The organism is Trinickia caryophylli (genome assembly GCF_034424545.1).
Lineage (GTDB): Bacteria > Pseudomonadota > Gammaproteobacteria > Burkholderiales > Burkholderiaceae > Trinickia > Trinickia caryophylli.
On sequence record NZ_CP139970.1, the window covers coordinates 3945038 to 3968111 of the forward strand.

Consider the following 23074-nt stretch of genomic DNA (forward strand, 5'->3'; position numbering starts at 1 on the left):
ACTGAGTTTAGGGGCCGAAAAATGGGAACGAGCTACGAGAAAGACGTGGTGGCATGGGCTAACGAACAGGCTGCGTTGTTGCGTGCCGGCAAGTTCTCGGCGCTGGACATCGAGCACATCGCAGAGGAAATCGAGGACGTGGGTAAGAGCGAACGACGTGAACTGGCAAGTCGTATGGCCGTGCTGCTGGCTCACTTGCTCAAATGGCAGTACCAGGCCGACCGTAAGGGGGCGAGTTGGCGTGCAACCATCCGCGAACAGCGCCGCGCCCTGGCGGAACACCTGCTCGAGACGCCGAGCTTGAAACGGTCGCTGACCGATGAGCACTGGATTCGCAAGACTTGGGCGGATGCCAAGTCCCAGGCCATCGCAGAAACCGATCTGGACGTGTTCCCCGATGCTTGCCCCTGGTCGATGGAGCAGGCGCTTGATGAAGGGTTCCTGCCCGACTGAGTGGGACCGTAGGCGGCCGAGGGGCCGCCGTCGTAGTTTGATGCAGCCAGCCTTCGAGCTGGCTTTTTTACGGCCGTTGCGTGATGCGGCGAGCCGGCTTCAAGACGACGCAGGTCTACACGCGGGTGAGCATCCGGGCGCTGAAGGATATCCATTCTGCTACGCATCCGGCGCGGTTTACGCGTGCAACACTAAGGCCGGAGGATCAGCCGCCGGCGACAGTAGCTGACTTGTTTGCCATGCTTGACGATGAGGCGGACTCGGAATAATGAAAGCGGGTGTAATGCACTATACGTGTATAGCAAACTTGCCGGAGGCTGCCATGCTAGCCATTCGTTTACCCGAAGAACTTGAATCCCGCTTGGAGGCGCTGGCCAAGCGCACGGGGCGCACCAAGACGTTCTATGCGCGCGAGGCCATCGAGCAGCACCTGGCGGACTTGGAAGATCTGTACCTGGCCGAGCGTGTGGCGAAGCGCATCCGATCGGGTAAGGAGCAGACCTCGTCGCTAGAGGAGGTGGAGGCGCGGCTTGGCTTGGCGGATTGAGATCTCGAAGACCGCGGAAAAGCAGCTTGAGAAGATGGACCGCGAGGTTGCCCGGCGCATCGCGACATTCCTTCGGCGCCTGAAGGTGCAAGACGATCCGGGTGCAACTGGGGCAGCCCTCAAAGGCAGTGAACTAGGTGAATTCTGGAAGTACCGGGTTGGCGACTGGCGACTGGCGACTGGCGACTGGCGACTGGCGACTGGCGGCTGATCTGGGAGATTCACGACAAGCGCATCACAATCGAGGTGGTGCGCTTGGGCAATCGGCGCGAAGTGTATCGCTGACGAGGGGAGCAGCATGCCCTTCCCAACATAATCGACATCGCGCGGCTTCTCAGCTGCCCGTCAAAACAAGCCGCGACGCCGGCGAGGCGCCATCTCGTCGATCGCGTCCCGCGCTCGCTGCCGATCGGCCGTCATGATCATGGGAACGATGTTGCCCTTCATAAAACGAGCGAGTTCACGTCGTTGTCCTTCGGGCAGGTGAGCGACGACCGAAAGCACCTGTATCAGCGGCTCTGCGCGATTGCGCGTGTTCCAGTCTTCGCCGGTATCGTAAGCCTGCGCCAACGCATGGTTGACCAGTTCGGAAGCGAGATCGGGGAATCGGGGGTGATGGCGCATTTCCGCAATCTCCTCGCATAGCGACGCAAAACCGGCGCGAGAACCTTCGACTGCACGTCCGTCACCATCGTCGTCCCGAAGGTGATAACCGCTGACTGCGGTGGAGAGCAGATCGACGCGCTGCTCATCCGACAACGAACGGACGCGGCGAAACGATCGCAATGCGCCGCTGGGCTGGCTTCCGGGTGCCAGTACTTCCCTCTGGACGTCTGCCGTAATTTCCGCTCGCGCGCGCTGCCGTGCCTCGGGCAGATATTGGCGCATTTCGGGGTTTGCCACGGAAAGGTGGGCAAGCGAGACGGCATCCAGATAGCCGGTCAGCGGCGCTGCTGCCTCAAACGGGAAGCGGGCCTCTTCCCGCGATGCGCAGCGCGGCGAAAGTGGCTGCAACACCGCCGATCGCGCGCGTGACGTTGCGTTGCCGCCTTGCCGGTTCGCCGTATCTATACCCTGTTCATGCCCGTGCTGAGAAACCTCGTCGCCTGAAACGCTGTGGCGGTTCGTCGATATGCAGATGCCCATTTTCTGCCCCTGTCGTCGGTCGGCGCAAACGAAAGGTATCAGTGTGGCAAATGTAAGCCTTCGCTTTGCGCCCACAGACGAACTTCGTTTCTCTCGAGCGAAATGGGCGATCGCGTTGGCGATCAGGTATGCCGCGAACCCGGCACGGCAATGCACAAGTTTTGCCGATCGAGCCCGCCGCAGAATGCCGGGCTTCGCTTTCATCGAAGCCCGACTTGACGATCGGCCGACGTCAGATCTTGTACCGTACCCCCAAGAGCGCCGTCACCGGCGCGCCAGGCATGTTGTAGTTCTCCGCGCCGCCGTGTGCGGACACGTAGTACTTGCGGTCCAGCACATTGAGCACGTTCAGCGTCACGTCCAGATGCTTGCTGCGATAACCGGCTCCCAGATCGACGGTCATATACCCCGGCAAGGTCGTAAGGTTGTACTGCGACGCATACCGTGCACCTTCGGCACGAATCCCGCCCGCCACATAGAACCCTTGCGGCAACTCGCGCTTGAGCCAGATGGAGCCGCTATGCCGCGGCGTGAGCGCCGGCTGATTGCCGGTGACCGCTACGCCGTTGCTTTTGTCGTAGGGGTTTTCGAGCCGTCCGTTCAGGTAGGCATAGCTTGCCATCAACTGCCAATGCGGCGCGATTGCTCCGGTCAGGCCCAGTTCCAAGCCGCGCGTGCGCTGTGTGCCGATCGGTACCGCCAGCAGTGTGGCCGGATCGACACTGGTCAGGTTCGTCTGCTTCATGTCGAACAGCGCTGCGGTAACGGTCCCGCCAGCGGCAAAGTCGTACTTGGCGCCGATTTCATAGTTCGTGGTGGCCTGAGGGGCCAGCGCACTGCTGTTCGCGTAGTAGGTGAAGCTGTCGGCAACCGGCTGGAACGACCGGCTGTACGATGCATAGAGCGACAGCGGCTCGACCGGGTGGTAGATCACGCCAAAACGCGGGCTGAACGGCTTGTCGGTGCGCGCGATGTCCTGGTTCTTTGCCGTGAGGTCGTCGCGGCTTTGCTTCAGCGCTTCGTAGCGGAAGCCGGCCAGTACCGTCCATTGCGGCGAAAACCGGATCAAATCCTGCGCGTAGGCGGCGTAGGTCTCGTTATGCGTCAGGCCGTAATTCGATGGCGTGGCGGTGCCCGGCACCGTCGGCAGCACGATCAGCGTCGGATTGAACAGGTTATAGGTGAAGCCCTTCGAAAGTGCGGCCACCCGGTCGCTCTTGTCCTGGTATCCGAACTCGACGCCGTACAGCAGCGTGTGCTCGATGCCGAACGTCACCGCCTTTTGCGTCAGTTCGTTTTGCCAGAGCGTGCCGCGATCCTCGCGATTGCGCTGATTGACGTTCAGCGTCACCGTCGGCACCGGGCCGTCGTTCACGCTCTTCACCGTCACGTAATTGTTGCGCCCGAGGGTGTACTCGTAGGTACGCACGGCGCTGTGGAATGACCACTTGTCGTTGAAACGATGATCGAACATGCCCGTCGCGCCAGAGACGGTGGATTCGACGTTACCGTCGGCCGCATTGGCGGAGCCGTAGCGGGTTTCGATCGGCACATTGGCGGGCCGGCCATGATACGAGGGCACGCCCTGATCGGCGATGCGTCTGTCGTGAAGGTAATCGAATTCGAGCGTGAGTTTCGTATCGGCCGAGAAGTTGAAGCGCAGCGAAGGGGCAACCGCCTGGCGCCGCAGGAAGTAGTCGTTGCGAAATCCACCCGAATCCTCCACCGCCCCGGTCACACGTGCACGCACGGCGTCGGTGCCCATCGAGGTATTCAGGTCGAACTCGCCGCGCCGTTGGCCCTCGGTTCCGAACAGCGTTCCGACTTCGGCGAAATCGCCCGCCTGCGGCTTCTTGGTCACACGGTTGATGATGCCGCCCGCCGAGCCTCGCCCGTAAAGCACCGATGCCGGGCCTTTGAGCACTTCGATGTGATCGATGTTCGACAGGTCGCGATAGTAAAGCGAGTCGTCGCGCAGGCCGTCGACATATTGATCGTTGATGGACGAAAAACCACGGATGGTGACCTGATCGCGCTGCCCGTCGCCCAGCGAGGCCGAAATGCCCGGTACGAGGCGCAGCGCATCGTTCAGCGACAGCGTGCTTTGGTCTTCCAGTACCGCATGCGGCACCACATTGACCGACTGCGGAATGTCGCGCAGAGGAACAGGAATCTTCGTAGCGGTGCTGACGATCGGCGCGTCGTAGCTCGTATCTTCATCCTTCACGCGCGAGGATTTGATCACGGTGGCAGGCAGCTTGCCCGCGTCTCGCGCGCTCGCCGGTTCATCCGCGATCGCCAGCTGCGATACCGGCGACATACATAGGACTACTAATGAAACCGGCAGGCGTTTCGAACGAGACCGCTTTACTGACATGACAACTCCGCGTGGAAATAGCTCGGAATGGATGTTTTGCGGGTGCCGTCGAGCCGGCACCTTCTTTGTGGAAACGGAATCATAATGAGAATTGTTATCGTTGGCAATAATTTGTAATAGATCGGAGGAATTCCCGCAACACCGGATCCACGCAGGCCGGGGCGCGGCAGCGCGTCCGCCTGGAGCGTCCGGTTCGGTCGCCGATGCTGCCGAGGGGGAGAGCCGACGTGCGGCGTGTGGCCGCAACACGGGTACGGCTTACGCAGGGCTCGGACGCGAGTCGATGTATCGCGCGCTCGGCACGGAATTTTTTTCGGCGCACAATGGGCCGGCACTGCATCCGATGACCAAACGCTGTTCCGCTGGCGAGCAGCGCCGGCGCGACCGGCCAACCCGGAAGGAGCGCCATGTCCAGTCCCTCGCTGATCCCGCCCGCCGCGCCGCAAGGCGCCGAAACGCCGCTCGCGCACGACGATAGCCGCCTTTACAACGACGATCTCGCGCCCGTGCCGCATACGCGGCGGACCTGGACCGGCTACAGCATCTTCGCGATGTGGATGTCCGACGTGCACAGCGTCGGCGGCTACACGTTCGCCGCGAGCCTCTTTTTGCTCGGCATCTCGGGCTGGCAGGTCCTGCTCGCGCTTGCTGTCGGAATTCTGGTCGTCTATGTCCTCATGAACTGGGTCGGCAAGCCGAGCTATGTTCACGGCATTCCGTTTCCGGTCATGGCCCGCGTCAGCATGGGCGTCATGGGCGCGAACCTCGCGGCGGTGATTCGCGGCGTGGTCGGCATCGTCTGGTACGGTGTGCAGACCTACTTTGCCTCGAAGGCCGTCGCCACGCTGCTCGTGCTTTTCATTCCGTCCGCGCTGTCGTTGCGCGCGACGAGCTTTCTTCACCTGGATGGCCTCGGCTGGATCAGCTTTCTCTTCATGTGGCTTTTCCAGCTCATCATCTTTCAGCGGGGGATGGAAGCGATTCGCAAGTTCATCGACTTTTGCGGCCCGGCCGTCTATGTCGTCATGTTTGCGCTGATGGCCTGGATTCTTTCGAAAGCGGGTCTTTCGAGCCTCAGCCTGACGCTCGGCGGCAAAACGCTTTCCGGGGGCGAGCAACTGATCGGCATGGGCAACGCGGTGCTGCTCGTCGTCAGCTATTTCGCCGCGTTGCTGCTCAACTTCGGCGACTTCTCGCGCTTCGCCCGCAGCGAGCGGCAAATGAAGGTCGGCAATTTTCTCGGATTGCCCGTCAATTTCATCGTATTCGCCATCGTGACGGTGATCGTGACGTCAGGCAGCGCGCAGGTTTTCGGGCAGATGATCATGGACCCGGTGGCGATCGTCGGCCGCCTCGACAATAAATTCGCGGTGGTGGTGGGCAGTCTTACGTTCATCGTTGCGACGATGGGCATCAATATCGTCGCGAACTTCGTCTCGCCCGCCTATGACATTTCGAATCTCTTTCCCCGGCACGTCGATTTCAAGCGCGGCGGGTTGATCGCTTCGGTACTTGCGGTATTGGTATGCCCGTGGATCTTTGTCGACAGCCCCAAGGCGATTACGATTTTTGTCAGTGTGTTCGGCGCGGTGCTCGCGCCGCTCTACGGGGTCATGATGGCCGACTTCTACCTCGTCAAAAAACAGAAGGTCGAAGCCGCCGCCCTCTACTCGATGGCCCCGCAGGGGCGCTTTTACTACGACGGCGGCTGGAACCGGATCGGCGTGGCTGCGCTCGCGCTCTCGGGTGCGATCTCGATCGGCTGGGAAATCTCGACACAGTTGCTGCATCTGCTGCCCGAGAACAATCTCGGCTGGGTGATCGGTGCGCTTGCCGGCGCGGTGCTCTATCCCGCGATGATGCGCGCCGCACGCCGGAGCTGATCGTTCTTGCGCGGCGCGAGCGGCGGCGCATGGTTCAGGGTAGGGAGCGCGACAAAAACGCCAGTACGGCATCGAGAAATTCACGTGGCCGCTCGATGTTTGGCAGGTGCACGGTCGGCAGCACGACGAGCCGCGCGTCGGGTATCGTCGCCGCGATCAGTTCGCTGTGGGTGGCCGCCGTCACGGTGTCGTCCCGGCCTGCGATAACGAGCGTCGGCCGCTCGACGAGCGCGATCGTGCGGCGCAGGTCCGTGTCGCGCACGGCGGCGTAAGATCCAGCCAATCCCTGCGGGTTCATCGCGAGCAACATGGCGCGGAATGTTTCGACGACTGGTTCGGCGTCTCTCAGCATGGAAGCCGGAAACCAGTTGTGCAAAAACATGTTCGCGGTTTCGGTGAGATCCGTTGCGGCAAGTACCGCTTCGATGCGGCGATCCCACTGTTCGGCGGGGCCCAGATAAGCCGACGTGTTGCTGAGCACGAGGCGGTCGATTCGCTCCGGCACATGAATGCCCAGCCATTGACCGACGAAGCCTCCCAGCGAAAGCCCCAGGAAATGGACCCGTTCCAGCGCGAGTGCATCGAGCAGTTCGACCACGTCTCGCCCGAGGCGTGCGAGCGAGTACGCCCCGGCCGGCACGCCCGACGCCCCATGCCCGCGCATGTCGTACCGCAGCACGCGAAAATGCGCCGTCAGCGCGGCCATCTCGCGATCCCACATCCGGTGCGTCGTACTGATCGAATTCGACAGCATGAGGGTCGGCTTGTCAGGCGGCCCGTCGAAACGATAGGCGAGACGCGTTCCGTCTCCGAGCGTGATGAACGATTGAGCTTCCATGGTCTTGCCTCCTGTCAGGGAATGAAGTGCGGGCAGCCGGCCTTTGCGGCACGCCAACCTCGCTCCATGGAACGATCGTAGTTGCGGCTAATCGCGAAAGATATTACAAAGTCTGGAACATCTTTGTAATGTGGCTTGGACGCGGACGCCGCCGCCGCCGTTTGACCGACGCACCGCCCGCTGTGCCGCAAGCCCCGCTGGTCTTTCCTTCAGACGCTTTCTCATGAACGACTTCACGCTGCACGATCTGCAATGTTTCGACGCCGTCATTCGCGCCGGCGGGTTCCAGGCGGCTGCGGCCGAATTGCATCGCTCCCATCCTGCCGTTTTTGCCGCCGTGGCGCGTCTCGAGCGGCAACTCGGTACGATCCTGCTCGACCGCGCCGGCTACCGCGTAAGGCTCACGGCGCAAGGCCGTGCTTTTCATCGGCGCGCGCAGTCGCTGCTGCGCGAGTTCGACGTGCTGCGCACGTTCGCGGCACAACTGGCGATGGGCGAGGAGAGCGCGCTCGACGTCGTCGTGGGTGACGTCTGTCCGCGCGAGCCGGTGCTGGCGTTGCTGAGCCGGTTTTTCGCGGATCATCCGGGCACGCGCTTGAATCTGCATTTCGAGACCGTGGGCGGGCCGCTCGAACGGCTGCTCGCGGGCGAAGCCGATCTGATCGTGCATCGTGTCGACAAGAGCGATACGCGCCTGGAATGGGTCGATTTGTGCAAGACGCGGTTCGTTCCGGTGATTGCCCCCTGGCTTTTGCCGGAACCGCTGCCGCGCGCGGTTCGCCCGGCACACCTGCGCGATCTCACGCAATGCGTGATGCGCGACACGGCGCGCCACGGCCCGTCGCGCGATTACTTCACGATCGATGGCGCGCACCAATGTACGGTTGCCGATCAGGCCATGAAAAAAGAGGTCATCCTGCAAGGGCTGGGATGGGGACATCTGCCCGAGTTTCTGATCGCCCGTGAACTGAGCGACGGCCGCCTGCGTGCCCTGACGGGCCGCTACCTGCCCGGGCACGTGGAGGAGGTGGTCGCCGCGCGGCGCAGCGATCGTCCGCATGGCCCCGTCGCGCAGCGGCTATGGCGCTACCTGCGCCAGGAGGCCGGCAACTGGCGCAAATCGCTCGAGGCCGACGGCAGCGGCCGTACCGGCAAGCGCCCGCGCGGCTGACCCGGCCGGAATTGGGCGCGATCAGGTTGCCGCGTGTTTCGGCCGCATGAGCACCTTGATCGAATCGAGCGAGTTCGCCACTTTGATGGCTTCGTCCCACTCCTCGAGCGAGAAGCCGTGCGTCACGATGCCTTTCGACGTCACGAGCCCGCGCGCAAGCAGATCGATTGCGATCGGGTAGCAGTAGGGGCCCAGATGTGCGCCGCGCACGTCGAGTTCCTTGCGATCGCCGATGATCGACCAGTCCACCGTCGTTTCGGCACCGAACACCGAGAATTCAACGAAGCGGCCGAGCTTGCGAATCAGCTCGAGCCCTTGCGTCACGCCGCCCGGTGCGCCTGTCGTCTCGATGTAGACGTCGCAGCCGTACTGGTCGGTGAGCGAGCGCACGATCGCAAGCGCATCGTCGTTTTTCGGATTGATCGTTACGTCGGCGCCGTATTCGCGCGCGAGCGCAAGACGCTCGTCGACGAGGTCGATGACCACGAGCTTTTTCGGCGTCTTCAGGTGGGCCACCTGCGTCATCATGAGCCCGAGCGGGCCGGCGCCCGCGATCACGACCACGTCGTCGAGCTGAATGTCACCGCGGTTGACTGTATGAATCGCACACGAGAGCGGCTCGATGATGGCGGCATCCTCGATCGAAATGCCGTCGGGGATCTTGTGCACGATTGCCGTGGGCGGGATGCGCATGTACTCGGCCATGCCGCCGTCAGCCACTTCGCGCTGAAAGCCGAAGATGTTGTGCACCTCGCACATCCAATACTGGCCCGACTTGCAGTAGCGACATTTGCCGCACGGCACGATCTGCTCGGCGATGACCCGTTCGCCCACGCGCACGCCAAAATGCTCGGCAGCCCCCTCGCCAAGCTCCTCCACATAGCCGAAAAATTCGTGCCCCGGAATCACGGGTGCCTTGACCCAGGGGTTCGGACCGCCCCAGAACATCCTGGCGCCGGACCAGCACTTGCAGTCGCTTGCGCAGACGCCGCAAGCGCCGATCCGAATGACCAGTTCGTTGCGTCCGGCCTTCGGACGCGATACGCGCTCGACGCGGTAATCCTTGGGCGCATGGCAGACGACGGCCGTCATCAGTGCGTTTGATTCGTTCGTGGCGCTCATGGTGTGTGCTCGCTAATTGGCTATGAGGTTCTCGGGTTATTGATCGGAAATACCGGTGATCGAAGGCGATAGAAAGTGATTAGTTATCCTGACTAATGAGGCGAATAGGAGCGTGCAGCGACGCGTGCATCGTGAGACCCTATCCGGCGAGAAACCCACCGTCCACGGCGAGGCTCGTGCCGTTCACCATGGCGGCTTCGTCGCCAAGCAGGTAGGCGATCGTGCGCGCGACCTCGTCGGGCTGCACGAACCGCTCGAGCGGGATGCGCGCGAGCATCGGTGCCGCTTTCGCCGGGTCGCTCCAGGCCTTCTCCGCCATCGGCGTCAGCGTGACGGCCGGGTTGACCGCATTGGCACGAATACCGTAGTGCCCCAGCTCGACGGCCATGACGCGCGTGAGCCCGTCGAGCGCGGCCTTCGATGCGCAATATGCCGCGTGCAGCGGCAGCCCGATCTGCGCTGAAATGCTCGATACGTTGACGATGGCACCGCCCACGCCGCGCGCGATCATGCCACGCGCGCAAACCTGCGCGACAATCATTGCTGCACGAACGTTCACGGCGATCGTCGTATCGAATGCGTCCGGCGTCGTCTCCAAAAAAGGCTGCAGCTCGACCATCCCGGCATTGTTGACGAGGAAGTCGACGGGCGGGGCCGCTTCGGCCGCGGCTCGCGTGGCCTGGGCATCGGCCAGGTCGACGCAAATCGTCTCGCAGCCGATGGCGTGCTTCAATGCATCGAGGTCGCTTTGCGTGCGGCTCATTGCGACTACGCGGGCACCACGCCCGGCCATCAGACGCGCCGTCGCGTGCCCGATTCCTTTGCCGGCCCCGGTGATCAGCACGGTTCTGCCCGCGAATTCGGCGCTTCGGTCGAAGGTCGTCATCGTCGCTTGTCCTCAAGGCTCGCTGACCAGCCGGCGTGCGCAGTCTTCGTCGGTGACGAGCACCGAGACGTACTGGCCGCGCAAAGCGGCGCGCGTCACGGGGAACTTCTTCGCGCCGCCGCTCACGAGCACCACGCGCTTGATCTGCCGCAGATCGTCGAGCGCGATGGCGACGGTGCGCCGGTTCAGCGGATGGTTGATGAGCTTGCCGTCCTCGTCGATGAAATGCCCGAGCATGTCGCCGACGGCGCCCGCCTTGCGCAGCATGCGCAGGTCGTCCGGATTGTCGATGCCGTAGGTGATGACGAGCGATTCGGTCAGATCGCCGACCGTGAGCAAGGCGAGATCGGCGCTTTTCGCGAGTTCGTACGTTTCCCGGACGGTCCCCTCCTGCAGGATCACGTCGCGCGCCTTCTGGCTGCTGACGTAGATCGGCGCGGCGAACAGATAGCCGTCGGCATGGCAGAGATTCGCGAAGTCCGAAACGATGTCGAACGTGTTGATGCTGGGGCAGTGCGAGAGGCCGCCTTGCAGCGACACGGCCGAGATCGGTCCGTAGGCGCGTTGCGGCAGCGCGCGCAGTACGGCGCGAATCGTCCGGCCCCAGCCGAGGCCGATCGTGAAGCCCGCTTCGATCTGCTTCGAAAAGTACGTGGCCGCGCCGATGCCGAGCGCCGCCACGTTCGCTTCGGGCGTGATGCCACTCGGCACGACCACGGCGCCCGCGAGCCCGAAGCGCTCGACGAGTGCCTCTTCGAGCGCGACGCATGGCGCAATGCGGCTGTTGATCGTGATCTGCACGAGCCCGGACTCGCGGCTGGCCGCGAGCAGGCGGTTCACGCGCACGCGATTGCTGCCGATGCGCTGCGCGATCTCCTGTTGCGTGAGATTGCCGACGTAGTAGTGCCAGGCAACGCGCGCCTGCAGTTCCTGCTCCGCGTCGATCGACTCGTCCGGCTCGGTGCTGGCCGCCGGCGTATCCGTTTTGTTCATGAGCGTGTGGTGGTCGATGGAGAAAGCGGTCTTATACCAGAGCGGCAACCCGGATCGATGAGGCGGCCCGTTATTTCACCGCGCCCATCGTGAGTCCCTGCACGAGCCGGCCCGAGACGAGCAGGGCAAAAACGACCATCGGCAGGACGATCAGCGTGCCCGTTGCCATGATCTCCCCCCAGGGCAGCTCGTAGCCGCTCATGTAGCTCGTGGCCGCGACGGGCGAGGTGATGGCGTCGGAGCGGGTCATGACGAGTGCGTAGAGCAGGTCGTTCCACGAGAAGATGAAGGCAAAGATCGCGGACACGACGATGCCGGGCATGGCGAGCGGCAGGTTGATGCGCCAGAACACGCGCCAGGGCGAGGCGCCGTCGAGCCGTGCCGCTTCGTCGAGTTCGACCGGGATGTTGCGGAATTGATCGGTGCAGATCCAGACGACGACCGGCAGCGAGAACGTCAGATAAAGCAGGATCAGCACGATGTGCGTATCGACGAGATCGAGCTTCGTCGCGATGAGGAAGAACGGCACGGCGAGCACGACGGGGCTTACCATCCGGTTCGAGATGAACCAGAACCAGAGATCCTGCTTGCCGCGAAACTCGTAGCGCGCGAGCGCATAGGCGGCCGGCGTGCCGAGCATGATCGCGAGCGCGGTTGTGCTGCTCGCGACGATGAGCGAATTGACGAGGCTGCCGAGTACGTCGTGCTGAAAGAGCGCATCGGCGTAATGCGACAGCGTGGGCTCGAAGATCCAGCGCGGCGGATAGGCGAGCGCGTCGGCCTGATGCTTGAGGCTCGTCGTCACCATCCAATAGAACGGAAACACCGAGGATAGAAAAATCGCGGCGAGCGCCACGAAGTGGCGTGCGCTCGCGCGCTGCCGCGCCGCGCGGGCGCGGCGCGAGCGGCGGCTGGCATCGCCGTGGGGCTGGCTGGCAAAGGAGGCGTTCATGTGGCTTCCCGGTAGACGAATCGGATGTACAGGCGCGAGAGCACGATCGTGAGGATCAGGAGCAGCACGGCCTGGGCCGATGCCATGCCCTGATCGAAGAGCCGGAAACCGACGCGCTGGATGTAGACGCTGATGAACTCGGTGGACGAGCCGGGGCCGCCGCGCGTCATCGTGAAGACGGCATCGAACATCTTGAGCATATCGGCCGAGCGCAGGATCAGGATGGCGGTGAGCCCGGGCAGCAGATAGGGGCGCTGCAGATGCCAGAGGATCATCGTCCAACGCGGCGTTTCGAGCCGCGCGGCTTCCTCGGCTTCCTTGGGCACCATCGCGAGCCCGGCGAGGAAGATGAGCGCGCAAAACGGCGTCCATTGCCACACGTCCATGATCATGACCGACACGAACGCGAGCGTGGGGTCGCCGAGCCAGTCGAGCGGCGCCACACCGAAGAACCCGAGCAGATAGTTCGCGACGCCGAATTGCCGGTTGAACACGAGCCGCCCGATCAGGCCGACCACGGCGTAGGTCGTCGCCATCGGAATGACGAGGCTCACGCGCGCCGCGGCGCGCATCCAGGCGAGCCCCGAGCGATGCAGCATCAGTGCCGCGAAGAGCCCGAGACCGATCTCGACCGGCAGCGCGAGGCACAGGAAAAGCCCCGTGCGGCCCAGTGCTTCCCAGAACGTCGGATCGGTCAACGTCGCAACATAGTTGTCCAATCCGACGAACGGCGTGCCCGCCTCGACGTCGGCGAGCTTGTATTGATGAAACGAGTTGTAGACGGCGACAAGCAGCGGATAGACGCCGATCACGGCGAGCGCGAAGATCGCCGGAAACAGGAACCAGAATGCGGGCGAGCGGGGCAGCAGCCTCGTACGCCGTGCCGCGCGCGCCGTTGTCGCATCTGTCGTGGGCGGCAGGGTGCCGTTCGGCATCGCGCTCCTCCGTGATTGCATAGTCGCCTCGCCGCTTACTTCAGCAACGGTTTTTTGCCGTCGTAATAGCCGTCCTTGGAGAGAATCGCCTCCGTTTTGTCGCCGATCGTCTTGGCGCCGTCCTTCACCGACACCTGACCGAGCATCATCTTCGTGCCCCATTCGGCGATGATCTCGGAGATCGCGGGCCATTCGGGGAAGCGCGGACGATAGTCGGGCACGCCGCCTTGCCACGATTCGACCATCGGCTTCACGAACGGATACCTGTCCTGCACCACCTTATCCTGATAGACGGCCATGCGTGCCGGCACGCCGCCCGCCTCGAGGTAGGGCTTGGCCATCTGCTCGGACGTGATCCACTGAATGAAGAGCCACGCGGCCGCCTGCTTCTTCGCGTTCGACTTCGCGTTGACGGCCAGCGAGAATCCGCCGAGCGCGGGCTTGAGGCCCGCCGAGCCGCGCGGCTCCGTGGCGATGGCCAGGCAATTGCCGATCTTCGATTTCGACGGATCGGTCAGCGTGGGGTAGAACGCGGACCATTCGGTAATCATCGCGACCTGCCCCTGCGCGAGCGCATTGACGGCTTCGGCGTGATCGAAGTCGACGATGCCGGGCGGCATGTACTTCATGAGCTTTTGCCGGTATTCGAGGCCCGCCTGCGACTGCGGCGACATCAGGTTCGATTTGAATTTCGCATCGAGCAGCGAGCCGCCGTTCGGCCAGAGCACGCGCATGAAGCTGTCGGCGGACTGCGTTTCGCCGCGGCGCGACTGCAACGCAAAAGCATATTGATTCTTGTCGGCATGCGTGAGCTTCGGTGCATAGACGTTGAGCAACTCGTCCCACGTCTTCGGCGGCTCCGTGAAGCCCGCGTCCTTCAGCATGCACTTGTTGTAGAACATGAGCCCCGAGTAGTTGTCGAACGGCAGACCGTAAGTGACGTTGTTCCAGCTACCGAAAGAATCGAGCAGGATCGGGAAAAAGCCCTTCAGGTTCAGGTTCGGGTCGGCGAGTTTCGGGTCGTCGGTGAACTTCTTGATCGGCACGAGCCACTTGTTGCTCGCGAATTCGCCGATCCAGACCACGTCGACGAGCACGACGTCCTGCGAGCCTCCGCTCGCGAAGTTGAGCACTTCGCGCTCGCGCGTGTTTTCGTAGGGAATGGTGTCCCATTTCACCTTGATGCCCGTTTCCTTCTCGAACTGCGGAATCAGCTTGGCCGCCGCCTTGTAGCCGGGGCGGTCGAGGAAGATCGCGTTGATCGTGGTGCCCGAGTAGGGTGCCGCCGCTTCCTTGAGGGTCCATGCCATCGCGTTCGCGGCCGCCAGACATGATGCCGCGACGATGGACCACCTCAGAACCTTCGCCTGAAAGGCGCGTTTGTTCATTGCCTGTCTCCTGGTTTGTTTTGATCGACGGACAGCCCGGACTGCGACCGGGCACCATCGTTTCGACGTACCGCCGGCCTACGAGGCACCTGACGGCGTTCCGCTCGGGCACTGCTGAACCGCTACCGTTTCACTTGTAATTTGTATTTTACAAATGTATATTGGCACCCACACTGGTTGTCAAGAAGAAATTGAAATTGAGGAGTCCTACCGAGTGGGTGCGTGCCCCGCTCAGACAGGAGACATTGCATGAGCGCAGTGCATCTGCAGCAAATTCGCAAGGCATTCGGCGGTTCGGACGTATTGAAGGGGGTCGATATCGAAGTGAGGGACCACGAATTCCTCGTGTTCGTGGGCCCCTCGGGCTGCGGGAAATCCACGTTGCTGCGTACCATCGCGGGCCTCGAGCGGATCGATTCGGGGCGCGTGCTGATCGGCGACGAAGACGTGACCGAGCTCGAGCCTTCCCAGCGCGGCGTGGCGATGGTGTTTCAGTCGTACGCGCTCTATCCGCATATGTCGGTGTACGAGAATATTGCGTTCGGGCTGCGCATGCTCAAGCTGCCGGCTGACGAAATCGAGCGCCGCGTGCGGCGCGCGGCGGATATTCTGCAGATCGGGCAATTGCTGGATCGGCGTCCTCGTGCGTTATCGGGCGGGCAGCGTCAGCGCGTCGCGATCGGGCGCGCGATCGTGCGCGAGCCGCGCGTGTTTCTGTTCGACGAGCCGCTTTCGAATCTCGACGCCGCCTTGCGCGTGCAGATGCGTCTGGAATTGATCAAGCTGCACAAGCAGCTCAACGCGACGATGATCTATGTGACGCACGACCAGACCGAAGCGATGACGATGGCCGATCGCATCGTCGTGCTGAACCACGGAAATGTCGAGCAGATCGGCACGCCGCTGGAACTCTATCGGCGCCCGTGCAACCGCTTCGTGGCCGGCTTCATCGGCTCGCCGAAGATGAATTTCCTGGAGGTGCGTGTGCAGGCGGCACAAGGCGCAAGCGTGACGATCGAGCTTCCGGGCGGGACGCCGCTGGCGCTGCCGTTCAGCGCGGCGGGCATCGCGGCTGGCCAGACGTTGACGTTGGGGCTGCGACCCGAACACCTCGTGGAGAACGGCCATGACGGCGCCGACGCGGCGATGGCCGGGGAGGTCATGGTCATCGAGCATCTGGGTGGAGAAACGCTCCTGCACTTGCGGCTTGCCGACGATCGCACGCTGCAGCTAAAGGGCTCGGGCGAGTCGAACGCGGCGGAGGGGCAGCGCGTGCTGGCGGGGTTCAATATCCGGCATGCGCATCTGTTTCGCGAGGATGGCCGCGCGCTGCAAAGCACTCGGCCTGTCGAGGAAGCCGCGGCGGCCTGAAGCGCCACCGGGCGGGTTGGGCGCGATCGCGAGCGGCCGGGCACCGTGGCCTCGAGTTCCGCCGCCCGGCATGGCCTTATAGTTCGGTGTCCTTGTAATAGGCATCGGCCTTGATCACTTCCACGCCGCGCCAGCCCCAATAGACGCGATGGCGCTTGATCAGGCCGTTCTCGATTTCCATCGTCTCGATGAAGTCCATTTGCTCGCCGTCGGGCGTAGCGCGCGGATATTCCCAGACCAGCGTCGAGCCGTCCGTGAAGTAGCCCCTGCGATAGAACGTGCGCTTGCGGGGCTTGCGCGGCGCGGCTTTTTCGAGCACTTCGCGGATCGCGTCGCGCCCTTGCACGACCCCCTTCGCCGTGCCGAGGATATAGGGGACGAGCGGGCTTTCGAGTATGGCGTCGGGCGCATAGAGTTCGATCATCGCATCGAGATCGTCGTTGGACCACGTGCGGTCCCATTCGCGATAGATGCGTTCCACCGCCTGAGCCTTGTCGGGCGGCACTGTTTGCGAGCCGAGGTTCTCGGTCATTGGGTCCTCCTTCGGGATCTTTCATTTCCCATTCATCAGGCTGCATGCGCTTTGTGCGCGGCCGTACCTGACCAGCAAGGGTTGTTCCCTCCGAAAGCCGGCCCAGGTTGCGAAAACGCCGGTTTGTGATCGGTAACGCGCGTAGTTTCCGCCACCGGCGGACCAGGCTCGCGAGGTGCGGCCGCCGAGTCGTCACGCAAGGCCCGCGCCAGGGGGGAAACATGACCAACGCGTTCGATCTTTGGTTCATCGCGGCGATGAGCCGCCTTTCGGCGCATGCGCCGTGGATGACCCATGCAGTCGAATCGCTCGCCGAGATATACCTCTTCAAGGGGCCGGTGCTCGTGGCGTTGCTCGTTCGCATTCATGCTGAGCTTCGCACTCGCGACGCAGTTCGACGAGTTCCGCGTGCTGGCCCACGTGCTCGGTGCACGCGTGGGTTGGAATTGAGTGCATCGACGGAGCGCGTCGCAGTGCATCGCGCGGCGCAGCCGATCAAAGCCATCCGGTTTTCTTGAGCTTGCGATAGAGCCACACGCAGCCGCCCACGGTGATCGCGAGGGTGACAGGGTAGCCCCATGCCAACTTGAGCTCGGGCATGTTCTGGAAGTTCATCCCATAGAGGCTGAAGACCACCGTGGGCACGGCAAGCACGGCGCCCCAGCCGGCCAATTGCTTGACGATGTCGTTTTGCCGGACCGAAACGAGCGCGAGGTTCACGTGCATGGCGTTCGTCAACATCTCGCGCAGGTCGTCGGACGAGGTGATGACGCGATGCGCGTGGTCTTGCACGTCGCGCAGATAGGCGCGCAGCTCCTTCGGAATGATCTCTTCGTGGAAGCGGACCAGCTGATTGCAGATCTCCTCCACGGGCATGGCCGCGCTGCGCAGCTCCATGAGGCTGCGGCGCAACTCGTAGCTCTCCTGCATCGCCGCGAGATCGAAGTCGGCCTTGAACATCTCGCTTTCGAGGCGGTCGAATTGCGCCTCGTAGCTGCTCATGATCGGCTGGTAGTTGTCGACCACGAAGTCGAGCACCGAATAGAGTGCGAACCCCGGGCCCTTCGCGAGCAAAGCGGGATTTTGTTCGACGCGCGCGCGCACCTCCTTGTAGCTCGACGAGGCGCCGTGCCGCACCGTCACGAGAAAGTTGCGCCCGACGAAAAGGTGTGTTTCGCCATATTGAACTTCGCCGTCGACGAGCTGTACGGTCTTGACGACGATGAAGAGCGATTCGCCATAGACCTCGAGCTTCGGCCGCTGATGCGCCTTGAGCGCGTCCTCGATCGCAAGGTCGTGCAGGTGAAACTCCTCCTGCACTTTGCGCAACAGCGTTTCGTCGGGATGCCGCAGGCCCACCCATACGAACGTATTCGGCTCGTTCACGACATCGCTGATCTCGTCGATGTCGATGTCGCGCAGACGCTTGCCCGCCTGATAGATCACGCTGTTGACGACCATATCCATTTTTTATTTCCTCGCTAACGGTGTTTCGCCGGCGCGGCGCATACCGCCGTGCGCGAAGGCGTATTTTTACGCGATTTTTACGGCAGCCGCACGACTCTTGTCGCGGCCTTTATCCGCGCGGCCATACGCTTCACGCTGTCCTGATCTGCTAGGAGAGCAAAGCAATGGATTTCGTTTATCTCGCCGGTATCGCCGTGTTTTGCGGCGCCTGCCTGGCGCTTGCCGCGGGCTGCGAGAAACTGAGCGGCCGCCAGCCGGGAGGCCGCCCATGACGCCCTGGATGGTCTGGCTCGCCGGGGGGGCCACGGCGCTCGTGCTCGTCTATCTCGTGTACGCGCTGCTGCGGGCGGAGGACCTCGAATGAATACCGGCAACGTCTTTCAACTCGTGCTTTTCATCGTCGTGCTGATTGCCGTGGCGATTCCGCTTGGCCGATATATGGCGGGCGTACTGGACGGTTCGTCGCTCGCCGTGCGCAAGCTCGGCAGGCCGCTCGAGGCCGCGCTCTACAAGCTGGCCGGCGTGGACCCGCGCGAACAGATGTCGTGGCGCCGCTATGCGGTGGCCGTGCTGTTGTTCAACGGCCTGGGCGCGCTGGCCGTCTATGCGCTGCTGCGGCTGCAGCAATGGCTGCCGGCCAATCCGCAGGCATTGGGCCCCATGACGCCCGATGGCGCGTTCAACACGGCCGTCAGCTTCGCTACGAACACGAACTGGCAGGACTACTCGCCGGAGGCGACCGTCAGCTATCTGACGCAGATGGCGGGGCTCGGCGTGCAGAACTTCATGTCGGCGGCCACGGGGATTGCCGTGGCGGTGGCGCTGATTCGCGGGTTCGCGCGGCATAACGCTGAGACGATCGGCAATTTCTGGGTCGATCTCACACGCATTACGCTTTATATCCTCGCGCCGCTTTCGTTCGTGATCGCTATCGTGCTCGTTGGGCAGGGCGCGATTCAGAACTTCGAGCCGTATCAGCAGGTGTCGACGCTGCAGACGACGACATACCAGGCGCCGAAGACCGACGCGCAGGGCAATCCCGTGAAGGACGCGAAGGGCAACCCGGTCATGCAGGACCTGAAGGCCGACAGCCAGACGATCGCGATGGGGCCGCTCGCCTCGCAGGAAGCGATCAAGATGCTCGGCACGAACGGGGGCGGATTCTTCAATGCGAATTCCGCCCACCCTTACGAAAACCCGACGCCGCTTTCGAATTTCATTCAGATGGTGGCGATGCTCGCCATCGGCGCGGCGCTGTGTGTCGTGTTCGGCACGATGGTGGGCGACAAACGCCAGGGCTATGCGCTGCTGGCTGCCATGACGATCGCATTTGCGGCGGCGTGCGCGAGCGAGATCTCCGCCGAGCAGGCCGGCAACCCGCTTTTCGCCGCGCGCCACGTCGATCAGGCCGCCTCGGCGCTGCAGGCGGGCGGCAACCAGGAAGGCAAGGAAGTGCGCTTCGGCGTGGCCGGTTCGGCGATCTTCACGGTGGCGACGACGTCGGCTTCGTGCGGCGCCGTCAACAACATGCACGATTCGCTCACGCCGATGGGCGGCTTCGTTCCGCTCATCATGATGCAACTGGGCGAAGTGATCTTCGGCGGCGTTGGATCCGGGCTATACGGCATGCTCGTCTTCGCGCTGCTCGGCGTGTTCATTGCGGGTCTCATGATCGGCCGCACGCCCGAATACGTGGGCAAGAAAATCGAGTCGTACGAGATGAAGATGGTGGCGGTTGCCATTCTCGTGATGCCGCTGCTGGTGCTGGTCGGCACGTCCATCGGCGTGCTCTCGCCGCTCGGCAAGGCCGGCATCCTGAATCCTGGCGCGCACGGTTTCTCCGAGATCCTTTACGCGTTCACCTCCGCCGCGAACAACAATGGCAGCGCGTTTGCCGGCCTCACGGTCAACACGCCGTTCTACAACGTGCTGCTCGCGGTGGCGATGTGGCTTGGCCGGTTCGTGCCGATCGTCGCCGTGCTTGCCATCGCTGGCTCGCTTGCCGCCAAGAAGCGGATTGCCGTGACCGAAGGCACGCTGCCGACGCACGGGCCGCTTTTCGTCGTGCTGCTGCTCGGCGCGGTCGTGCTGATCGGCGCGCTGACGTTCGTGCCGGCATTGGCGCTCGGCCCCGTGGCCGAGCAACTGGCGATGCTGGCCGGTCATTGAATCAATAGAGGAAAGCATGACAACGTCCCACACCACGCCGGCGCATTGCCACGATAACGCGGGGCAGGCGCGTACCGCGGCGCGCGCGATGTTCGATCCGGCGCTCTTGAAGCCGGCTGTCGTCGACGCGTTCCGCAAGCTCTCGCCGCGCACGCAGTTGCGCAACCCGGTGATGTTTTGCGTCTACGTCGGCAGCATGCTCGCGACGATCCTCTGGATCGCGGCGCTCGTCGGCCAGGCCGAGGCACCGGCAGGATTCATCCTGGCCATTGCGCTGTGGCTCTGGTTCACGGTGCTCTTCGCCAACTTTGCCGAGGCGCTCGCGGAAGGGCGCTCGAAGGCGCAGGCTGCTTCCTTGCGCAACGCCAAGCACAACGTCATGGCGAAAAAGCTCGGCGAGCCGCATCCGAAATCGCCGGTGCGAATGACAACGTCCACCGAGCTGCGCCGTGGCGACATCGTGCTCGTGGAGGCGGGCGACACGATTCCCGCGGACGGCGAGGTCGTCGAGGGCATCGCCTCGGTCGACGAATCGGCGATCACGGGCGAATCGGCACCTGTGATCCGCGAGTCGGGCGGCGATTTTTCGTCGGTGACGGGCGGCACGCGCGTGCTGTCGGACTGGATCGTCGTGCGCGTGAGTGTGAACCCCGGGGAAGCCTTTCTCGACCGCATGATCGCCATGGTCGAGGGCGCTAAGCGGCAAAAGACGCCGAACGAAATCGCGTTGACGATCCTGCTCGTGGCGCTGACGCTCGTGCTGCTGTTTGCCACGGCCACGCTGCTGCCGTTCTCGATCTTCTCGGTCGAAGCGGCGAAAGCGGGCCACGTCGTGACGATCACCGCCCTCGTGGCACTGCTCGTGTGCCTCATTCCGACGACGATCGGCGGGTTGCTGTCGGCCATCGGCGTGGCCGGCATGAGCCGCATGATGCAGGCGAACGTGATCGCCACCTCGGGCCGCGCGGTGGAGGCCGCGGGCGATGTGGACGTGCTGCTGCTCGACAAGACGGGCACGATCACGCTCGGCAATCGGCAGGCGTCGCTGTTCGTGCCGGCACCCGGCGTGACCGAGCAGGCGCTCGCGGACGCGGCGCAGCTTGCATCGCTCGCCGACGAAACGCCGGAAGGCCGCAGCATCGTCGTGCTGGCCAAGCAGCGCTTCAATATTCGCGAGCGCGACATGGCGAACCTGCATGCGACGTTCATCGGCTTTACGGCCCAGACGCGGATGAGCGGCGTCGATTTACCGAACCGGGAGATCCGCAAGGGCGCCGCCGATGCCGTGAAAAAGTATGTCGAAGCCCATCAGGGGCATTTCCCGCCGGACGCGCAAAAGGCCGTGGACGATGTGGCCCGACGTGGCAGCACGCCGCTCGTCGTGGCCGAGCGCATGCTCGCGCAGGGAGGCGAAAGCGGCGCGGCGCGTGTGCTCGGCGTGATCGAGCTGAAGGATATCGTCAAGGGCGGGATCAAGGAGCGTTTTGCCGAACTGCGCAAGATGGGCATCAAGACCGTCATGGTGACTGGGGACAACCGGCTAACCGCCGCGGCCATCGCGGCGGAGGCAGGCGTTGACGACTTCCTGGCGGAGGCCACGCCCGAGACGAAGCTCGCGACCATCCGTGCGCACCAGGGAGAAGGCCGGCTCGTGGCGATGACGGGTGACGGCACCAACGATGCGCCCGCGCTCGCGCAGGCCGACGTGGCCGTGGCGATGAATACGGGCACCCAGGCCGCGAAGGAAGCGGGCAACATGGTGGATCTCGATTCGAATCCGACGAAACTGATCGAGATCGTCGAGATCGGCAAGCAGATGCTGATGACGCGCGGCGCATTGACGACGTTTTCGATCGCCAATGACATCGCCAAGTATTTCGCCATCATTCCGGCCGCATTCGCGACGACTTATCCGCAACTGCGCGTGCTCGACATCATGCATTTGAGTTCGCCGGCCTCCGCCATTCTCTCCGCAGTGGTCTTCAACGCGCTCATCATCGTTTTCCTGATTCCGCTTGCATTGAGGGGCGTTAAATATCGCGCGTTGGGTGCGGCGTCGCTATTGCGGCGCAACCTGCTGATCTACGGCCTTGGGGGCATCGTGCTTCCGTTTCCGTTCATCAAGCTGATCGATATGGTCATCGCTGCGATGGGATGGGCGTGAGGACGCGCATTGCATTTCGACGATTCCGGACAACTCGCATACCTGAAAGATCATGAAAAACCTTTTACGCCCGGCATTGGTTCTCTTTGCTGTATTGACGGCCATCACGGGCATCGTCTACCCGGTGGCGGTGACCGCGGTCGGTCAAGCCGTATTTCCGAACGAAGCGAACGGAAGTCTTCTGATGAAAGACGGCAAGCCGGTGGGCTCGGCGCTGCTCGGGCAGCAGTTCGATGCGGCCTATTATTTCTGGGGACGGCTCTCGGCCACGTCGCCGAATCCGTATAACGCGCAAAGCTCGGGCGGCTCGAATCTCGGCCCGACGAATCCGGCGCTCGCCGACGCGGTTCAGGCGCGTATCGCTGCACTGCGCGCCGCCGACCCCGGCAACACCGCGCCGGTGCCGGTGGACCTCGTGACGAGTTCGGCGAGCGGGCTCGATCCCGATATTTCGCCGGCTGCGGCAGCGTATCAGGCGGGGCGCGTCGCCCAAGCGAGGGGGCTGTCGCGCGACCAGGTGACGACGCTGATCGCGCAACAGACCACAGGGCGGCAGTGGGGCGTTTTCGGCGAGCCGCGCGTGAATGTGCTGAAGCTGAACCTCGCGCTGGACGCGATCAAGCCCGTGCATTGAGAAAGAGGCCGAAGCTTTCCATCCCCATGAGCGAGATCCGCCATGA

General features: G+C 63.3%; 22 protein-coding genes. 11 read left to right on the top strand and 11 right to left on the bottom strand.

The window, feature by feature from the left end; translation table 11 throughout:
* Positions 1–21: 21 nt before the first annotated feature.
* From U0034_RS17830 to U0034_RS17840, 3 genes are all read left to right on the top strand, one after another.
* The gene (locus tag U0034_RS17830; RefSeq protein ID WP_085229586.1) at positions 22–453 is read left to right on the top strand and encodes a DUF29 domain-containing protein; all 432 of its coding nucleotides are present in this window, start codon (positions 22–24) and stop codon (positions 451–453) included.
* A 322-nt stretch (positions 454–775) separates the two neighbouring features.
* Positions 776–1000 carry a type II toxin-antitoxin system RelB family antitoxin gene (gene relB, locus U0034_RS17835; protein ID WP_085229587.1) on the top strand — a complete coding sequence of 75 codons (225 nt, stop codon included), beginning with the start codon at positions 776–778 and terminating at the stop codon, positions 998–1000.
* Positions 984–1211 (top strand): type II toxin-antitoxin system RelE family toxin, encoded by a 228-nt coding sequence (locus tag U0034_RS17840; protein ID WP_102623020.1) that lies wholly within the window; start codon positions 984–986, stop codon positions 1209–1211. Before relB ends, U0034_RS17840 begins: the two co-directional genes overlap by 17 nt.
* A gap of 134 nt (positions 1212–1345) precedes the next feature.
* On the opposite strand, the gene U0034_RS17845 is transcribed toward U0034_RS17840, so the two are convergent.
* Complete coding sequence (locus U0034_RS17845) at positions 1346–2350, bottom strand: hypothetical protein (protein WP_139831200.1); 1005 nt, start codon at positions 2348–2350, stop codon at positions 1346–1348.
* A 28-nt stretch (positions 2351–2378) separates the two neighbouring features.
* Complete coding sequence (locus U0034_RS17850; RefSeq protein WP_085229459.1) at positions 2379–4466, bottom strand: TonB-dependent receptor; 2088 nt, start codon at positions 4464–4466, stop codon at positions 2379–2381.
* A gap of 464 nt (positions 4467–4930) precedes the next feature.
* Between U0034_RS17850 and U0034_RS17855 the strand changes: the two genes are divergently transcribed.
* Entirely contained in the window at positions 4931–6406 is a 1476-nt protein-coding gene (locus U0034_RS17855; RefSeq protein ID WP_085229460.1) for an NCS1 family nucleobase:cation symporter-1, read from the top strand.
* A 34-nt stretch (positions 6407–6440) separates the two neighbouring features.
* Here the strand turns inward: U0034_RS17855 and U0034_RS17860 are convergent, their stop codons facing one another.
* The gene (locus tag U0034_RS17860; RefSeq protein ID WP_085229461.1) at positions 6441–7244 is read right to left on the bottom strand and encodes an alpha/beta fold hydrolase; all 804 of its coding nucleotides are present in this window, start codon (positions 7242–7244) and stop codon (positions 6441–6443) included.
* Positions 7245–7467: 223 nt separating this feature from the next.
* On the opposite strand from U0034_RS17860, the gene U0034_RS17865 reads away from it, so the two are divergent.
* Positions 7468–8415 carry a LysR family transcriptional regulator gene (locus tag U0034_RS17865; RefSeq protein ID WP_085229462.1) on the top strand — a complete coding sequence of 316 codons (948 nt, stop codon included), beginning with the start codon at positions 7468–7470 and terminating at the stop codon, positions 8413–8415.
* Positions 8416–8436: 21 nt separating this feature from the next.
* Here the strand turns inward: U0034_RS17865 and U0034_RS17870 are convergent, their stop codons facing one another.
* The 6 genes from U0034_RS17870 to U0034_RS17895 form a co-directional block, all read right to left on the bottom strand.
* Positions 8437–9537, bottom strand: coding sequence for an alcohol dehydrogenase catalytic domain-containing protein (locus U0034_RS17870; RefSeq protein WP_085229463.1), 1101 nt, complete (start codon positions 9535–9537; stop codon positions 8437–8439).
* Between the two features lie 139 nt (positions 9538–9676).
* Positions 9677–10423, bottom strand: a complete 747-nt coding sequence (locus U0034_RS17875) for an SDR family oxidoreductase (RefSeq protein ID WP_085229464.1) — start codon at positions 10421–10423, stop codon at positions 9677–9679.
* Positions 10424–10435: 12 nt separating this feature from the next.
* On the bottom strand, positions 10436–11416 hold the full coding sequence (locus U0034_RS17880; protein WP_085229588.1) for a sugar-binding transcriptional regulator: 981 nt from the start codon (positions 11414–11416) through the stop codon (positions 10436–10438).
* Between the two features lie 70 nt (positions 11417–11486).
* The gene (locus tag U0034_RS17885; protein ID WP_085229465.1) at positions 11487–12368 is read right to left on the bottom strand and encodes a carbohydrate ABC transporter permease; all 882 of its coding nucleotides are present in this window, start codon (positions 12366–12368) and stop codon (positions 11487–11489) included.
* Positions 12365–13303: a carbohydrate ABC transporter permease gene (locus tag U0034_RS17890; RefSeq protein ID WP_085229466.1), complete on the bottom strand. Its 939-nt coding sequence runs from the start codon at positions 13301–13303 to the stop codon at positions 12365–12367. The genes U0034_RS17885 and U0034_RS17890 overlap by 4 nt, the downstream gene beginning before the upstream one ends.
* A 35-nt stretch (positions 13304–13338) precedes the next feature.
* Positions 13339–14691 (bottom strand): ABC transporter substrate-binding protein, encoded by a 1353-nt coding sequence (locus tag U0034_RS17895; protein WP_085229467.1) that lies wholly within the window; start codon positions 14689–14691, stop codon positions 13339–13341.
* A gap of 249 nt (positions 14692–14940) precedes the next feature.
* Between U0034_RS17895 and U0034_RS17900 the strand changes: the two genes are divergently transcribed.
* Positions 14941–16062 carry an ABC transporter ATP-binding protein gene (locus U0034_RS17900; RefSeq protein WP_085229468.1) on the top strand — a complete coding sequence of 374 codons (1122 nt, stop codon included), beginning with the start codon at positions 14941–14943 and terminating at the stop codon, positions 16060–16062.
* Between the two features lie 76 nt (positions 16063–16138).
* Here U0034_RS17900 and U0034_RS17905 read toward each other — a convergent pair whose 3' ends face one another.
* Both U0034_RS17905 and corA read right to left on the bottom strand, forming a co-directional pair.
* Positions 16139–16594 (bottom strand): nuclear transport factor 2 family protein, encoded by a 456-nt coding sequence (locus U0034_RS17905; RefSeq protein ID WP_085229469.1) that lies wholly within the window; start codon positions 16592–16594, stop codon positions 16139–16141.
* Positions 16595–17089: 495 nt separating this feature from the next.
* Positions 17090–18061 carry a magnesium/cobalt transporter CorA gene (gene corA, locus U0034_RS17910; protein WP_085229470.1) on the bottom strand — a complete coding sequence of 324 codons (972 nt, stop codon included), beginning with the start codon at positions 18059–18061 and terminating at the stop codon, positions 17090–17092.
* 164 nt (positions 18062–18225) lie between these two features.
* Here corA and U0034_RS17915 point away from each other — a divergent pair, with 164 nt between their 5' ends.
* Genes U0034_RS17915 through kdpC form a run of 5 tightly spaced genes read left to right on the top strand, consistent with a single transcriptional unit; the run spans position 18226 to position 23028 of the window.
* The gene (locus U0034_RS17915) at positions 18226–18333 is read left to right on the top strand and encodes a potassium ABC transporter ATPase (protein ID WP_199187077.1); all 108 of its coding nucleotides are present in this window, start codon (positions 18226–18228) and stop codon (positions 18331–18333) included.
* Positions 18330–18425, top strand: a complete 96-nt coding sequence (locus U0034_RS17920; RefSeq protein ID WP_085229471.1) for a potassium-transporting ATPase subunit F — start codon at positions 18330–18332, stop codon at positions 18423–18425. Before U0034_RS17915 ends, U0034_RS17920 begins: the two co-directional genes overlap by 4 nt.
* The gene (gene kdpA / locus U0034_RS17925; RefSeq protein ID WP_085229472.1) at positions 18422–20230 is read left to right on the top strand and encodes a potassium-transporting ATPase subunit KdpA; all 1809 of its coding nucleotides are present in this window, start codon (positions 18422–18424) and stop codon (positions 20228–20230) included. Before U0034_RS17920 ends, kdpA begins: the two co-directional genes overlap by 4 nt.
* A 16-nt stretch (positions 20231–20246) precedes the next feature.
* A complete protein-coding gene (gene kdpB / locus U0034_RS17930; protein WP_085229473.1) occupies positions 20247–22394 on the top strand; it encodes a potassium-transporting ATPase subunit KdpB in 2148 nt (715 codons plus the stop codon).
* Between the two features lie 52 nt (positions 22395–22446).
* Entirely contained in the window at positions 22447–23028 is a 582-nt protein-coding gene (gene kdpC, locus U0034_RS17935; protein WP_085229474.1) for a potassium-transporting ATPase subunit KdpC, read from the top strand.
* Positions 23029–23074 lie beyond the last annotated feature (46 nt).

Bases quoted from the DNA above. Each gene is read 5' to 3' on its own strand.
- kdpA (WP_085229472.1), top strand. From the start codon at position 18,422: ATGAATACCGGCAACGTCTTTCAACTCGTGCTTTTCATCGTCGTGCTG.
- relB (WP_085229587.1), top strand. From the start codon at position 776: ATGCTAGCCATTCGTTTACCCGAAGAACTTGAATCCCGCTTGGAGGCG.
- U0034_RS17885 (WP_085229465.1), bottom strand. From the start codon at position 12,368: ATGAACGCCTCCTTTGCCAGCCAGCCCCACGGCGATGCCAGCCGCCGC.
- U0034_RS17880 (WP_085229588.1), bottom strand. From the start codon at position 11,416: ATGAACAAAACGGATACGCCGGCGGCCAGCACCGAGCCGGACGAGTCG.
- kdpB (WP_085229473.1), top strand. From the start codon at position 20,247: ATGACAACGTCCCACACCACGCCGGCGCATTGCCACGATAACGCGGGG.
- U0034_RS17875 (WP_085229464.1), bottom strand. From the start codon at position 10,423: ATGACGACCTTCGACCGAAGCGCCGAATTCGCGGGCAGAACCGTGCTG.
- U0034_RS17920 (WP_085229471.1), top strand. From the start codon at position 18,330: ATGACGCCCTGGATGGTCTGGCTCGCCGGGGGGGCCACGGCGCTCGTG.
- U0034_RS17905 (WP_085229469.1), bottom strand. From the start codon at position 16,594: ATGACCGAGAACCTCGGCTCGCAAACAGTGCCGCCCGACAAGGCTCAG.
- U0034_RS17895 (WP_085229467.1), bottom strand. From the start codon at position 14,691: ATGAACAAACGCGCCTTTCAGGCGAAGGTTCTGAGGTGGTCCATCGTC.
- U0034_RS17855 (WP_085229460.1), top strand. From the start codon at position 4,931: ATGTCCAGTCCCTCGCTGATCCCGCCCGCCGCGCCGCAAGGCGCCGAA.
- U0034_RS17845 (WP_139831200.1), bottom strand. From the start codon at position 2,350: ATGAAAGCGAAGCCCGGCATTCTGCGGCGGGCTCGATCGGCAAAACTT.
- U0034_RS17915 (WP_199187077.1), top strand. From the start codon at position 18,226: ATGGATTTCGTTTATCTCGCCGGTATCGCCGTGTTTTGCGGCGCCTGC.
- U0034_RS17900 (WP_085229468.1), top strand. From the start codon at position 14,941: ATGAGCGCAGTGCATCTGCAGCAAATTCGCAAGGCATTCGGCGGTTCG.
- U0034_RS17830 (WP_085229586.1), top strand. From the start codon at position 22: ATGGGAACGAGCTACGAGAAAGACGTGGTGGCATGGGCTAACGAACAG.
- kdpC (WP_085229474.1), top strand. From the start codon at position 22,447: ATGAAAAACCTTTTACGCCCGGCATTGGTTCTCTTTGCTGTATTGACG.
- U0034_RS17870 (WP_085229463.1), bottom strand. From the start codon at position 9,537: ATGAGCGCCACGAACGAATCAAACGCACTGATGACGGCCGTCGTCTGC.
- U0034_RS17850 (WP_085229459.1), bottom strand. From the start codon at position 4,466: ATGTCGCCGGTATCGCAGCTGGCGATCGCGGATGAACCGGCGAGCGCG.
- corA (WP_085229470.1), bottom strand. From the start codon at position 18,061: ATGGATATGGTCGTCAACAGCGTGATCTATCAGGCGGGCAAGCGTCTG.
- U0034_RS17865 (WP_085229462.1), top strand. From the start codon at position 7,468: ATGAACGACTTCACGCTGCACGATCTGCAATGTTTCGACGCCGTCATT.
- U0034_RS17890 (WP_085229466.1), bottom strand. From the start codon at position 13,303: ATGCCGAACGGCACCCTGCCGCCCACGACAGATGCGACAACGGCGCGC.
- U0034_RS17860 (WP_085229461.1), bottom strand. From the start codon at position 7,244: ATGGAAGCTCAATCGTTCATCACGCTCGGAGACGGAACGCGTCTCGCC.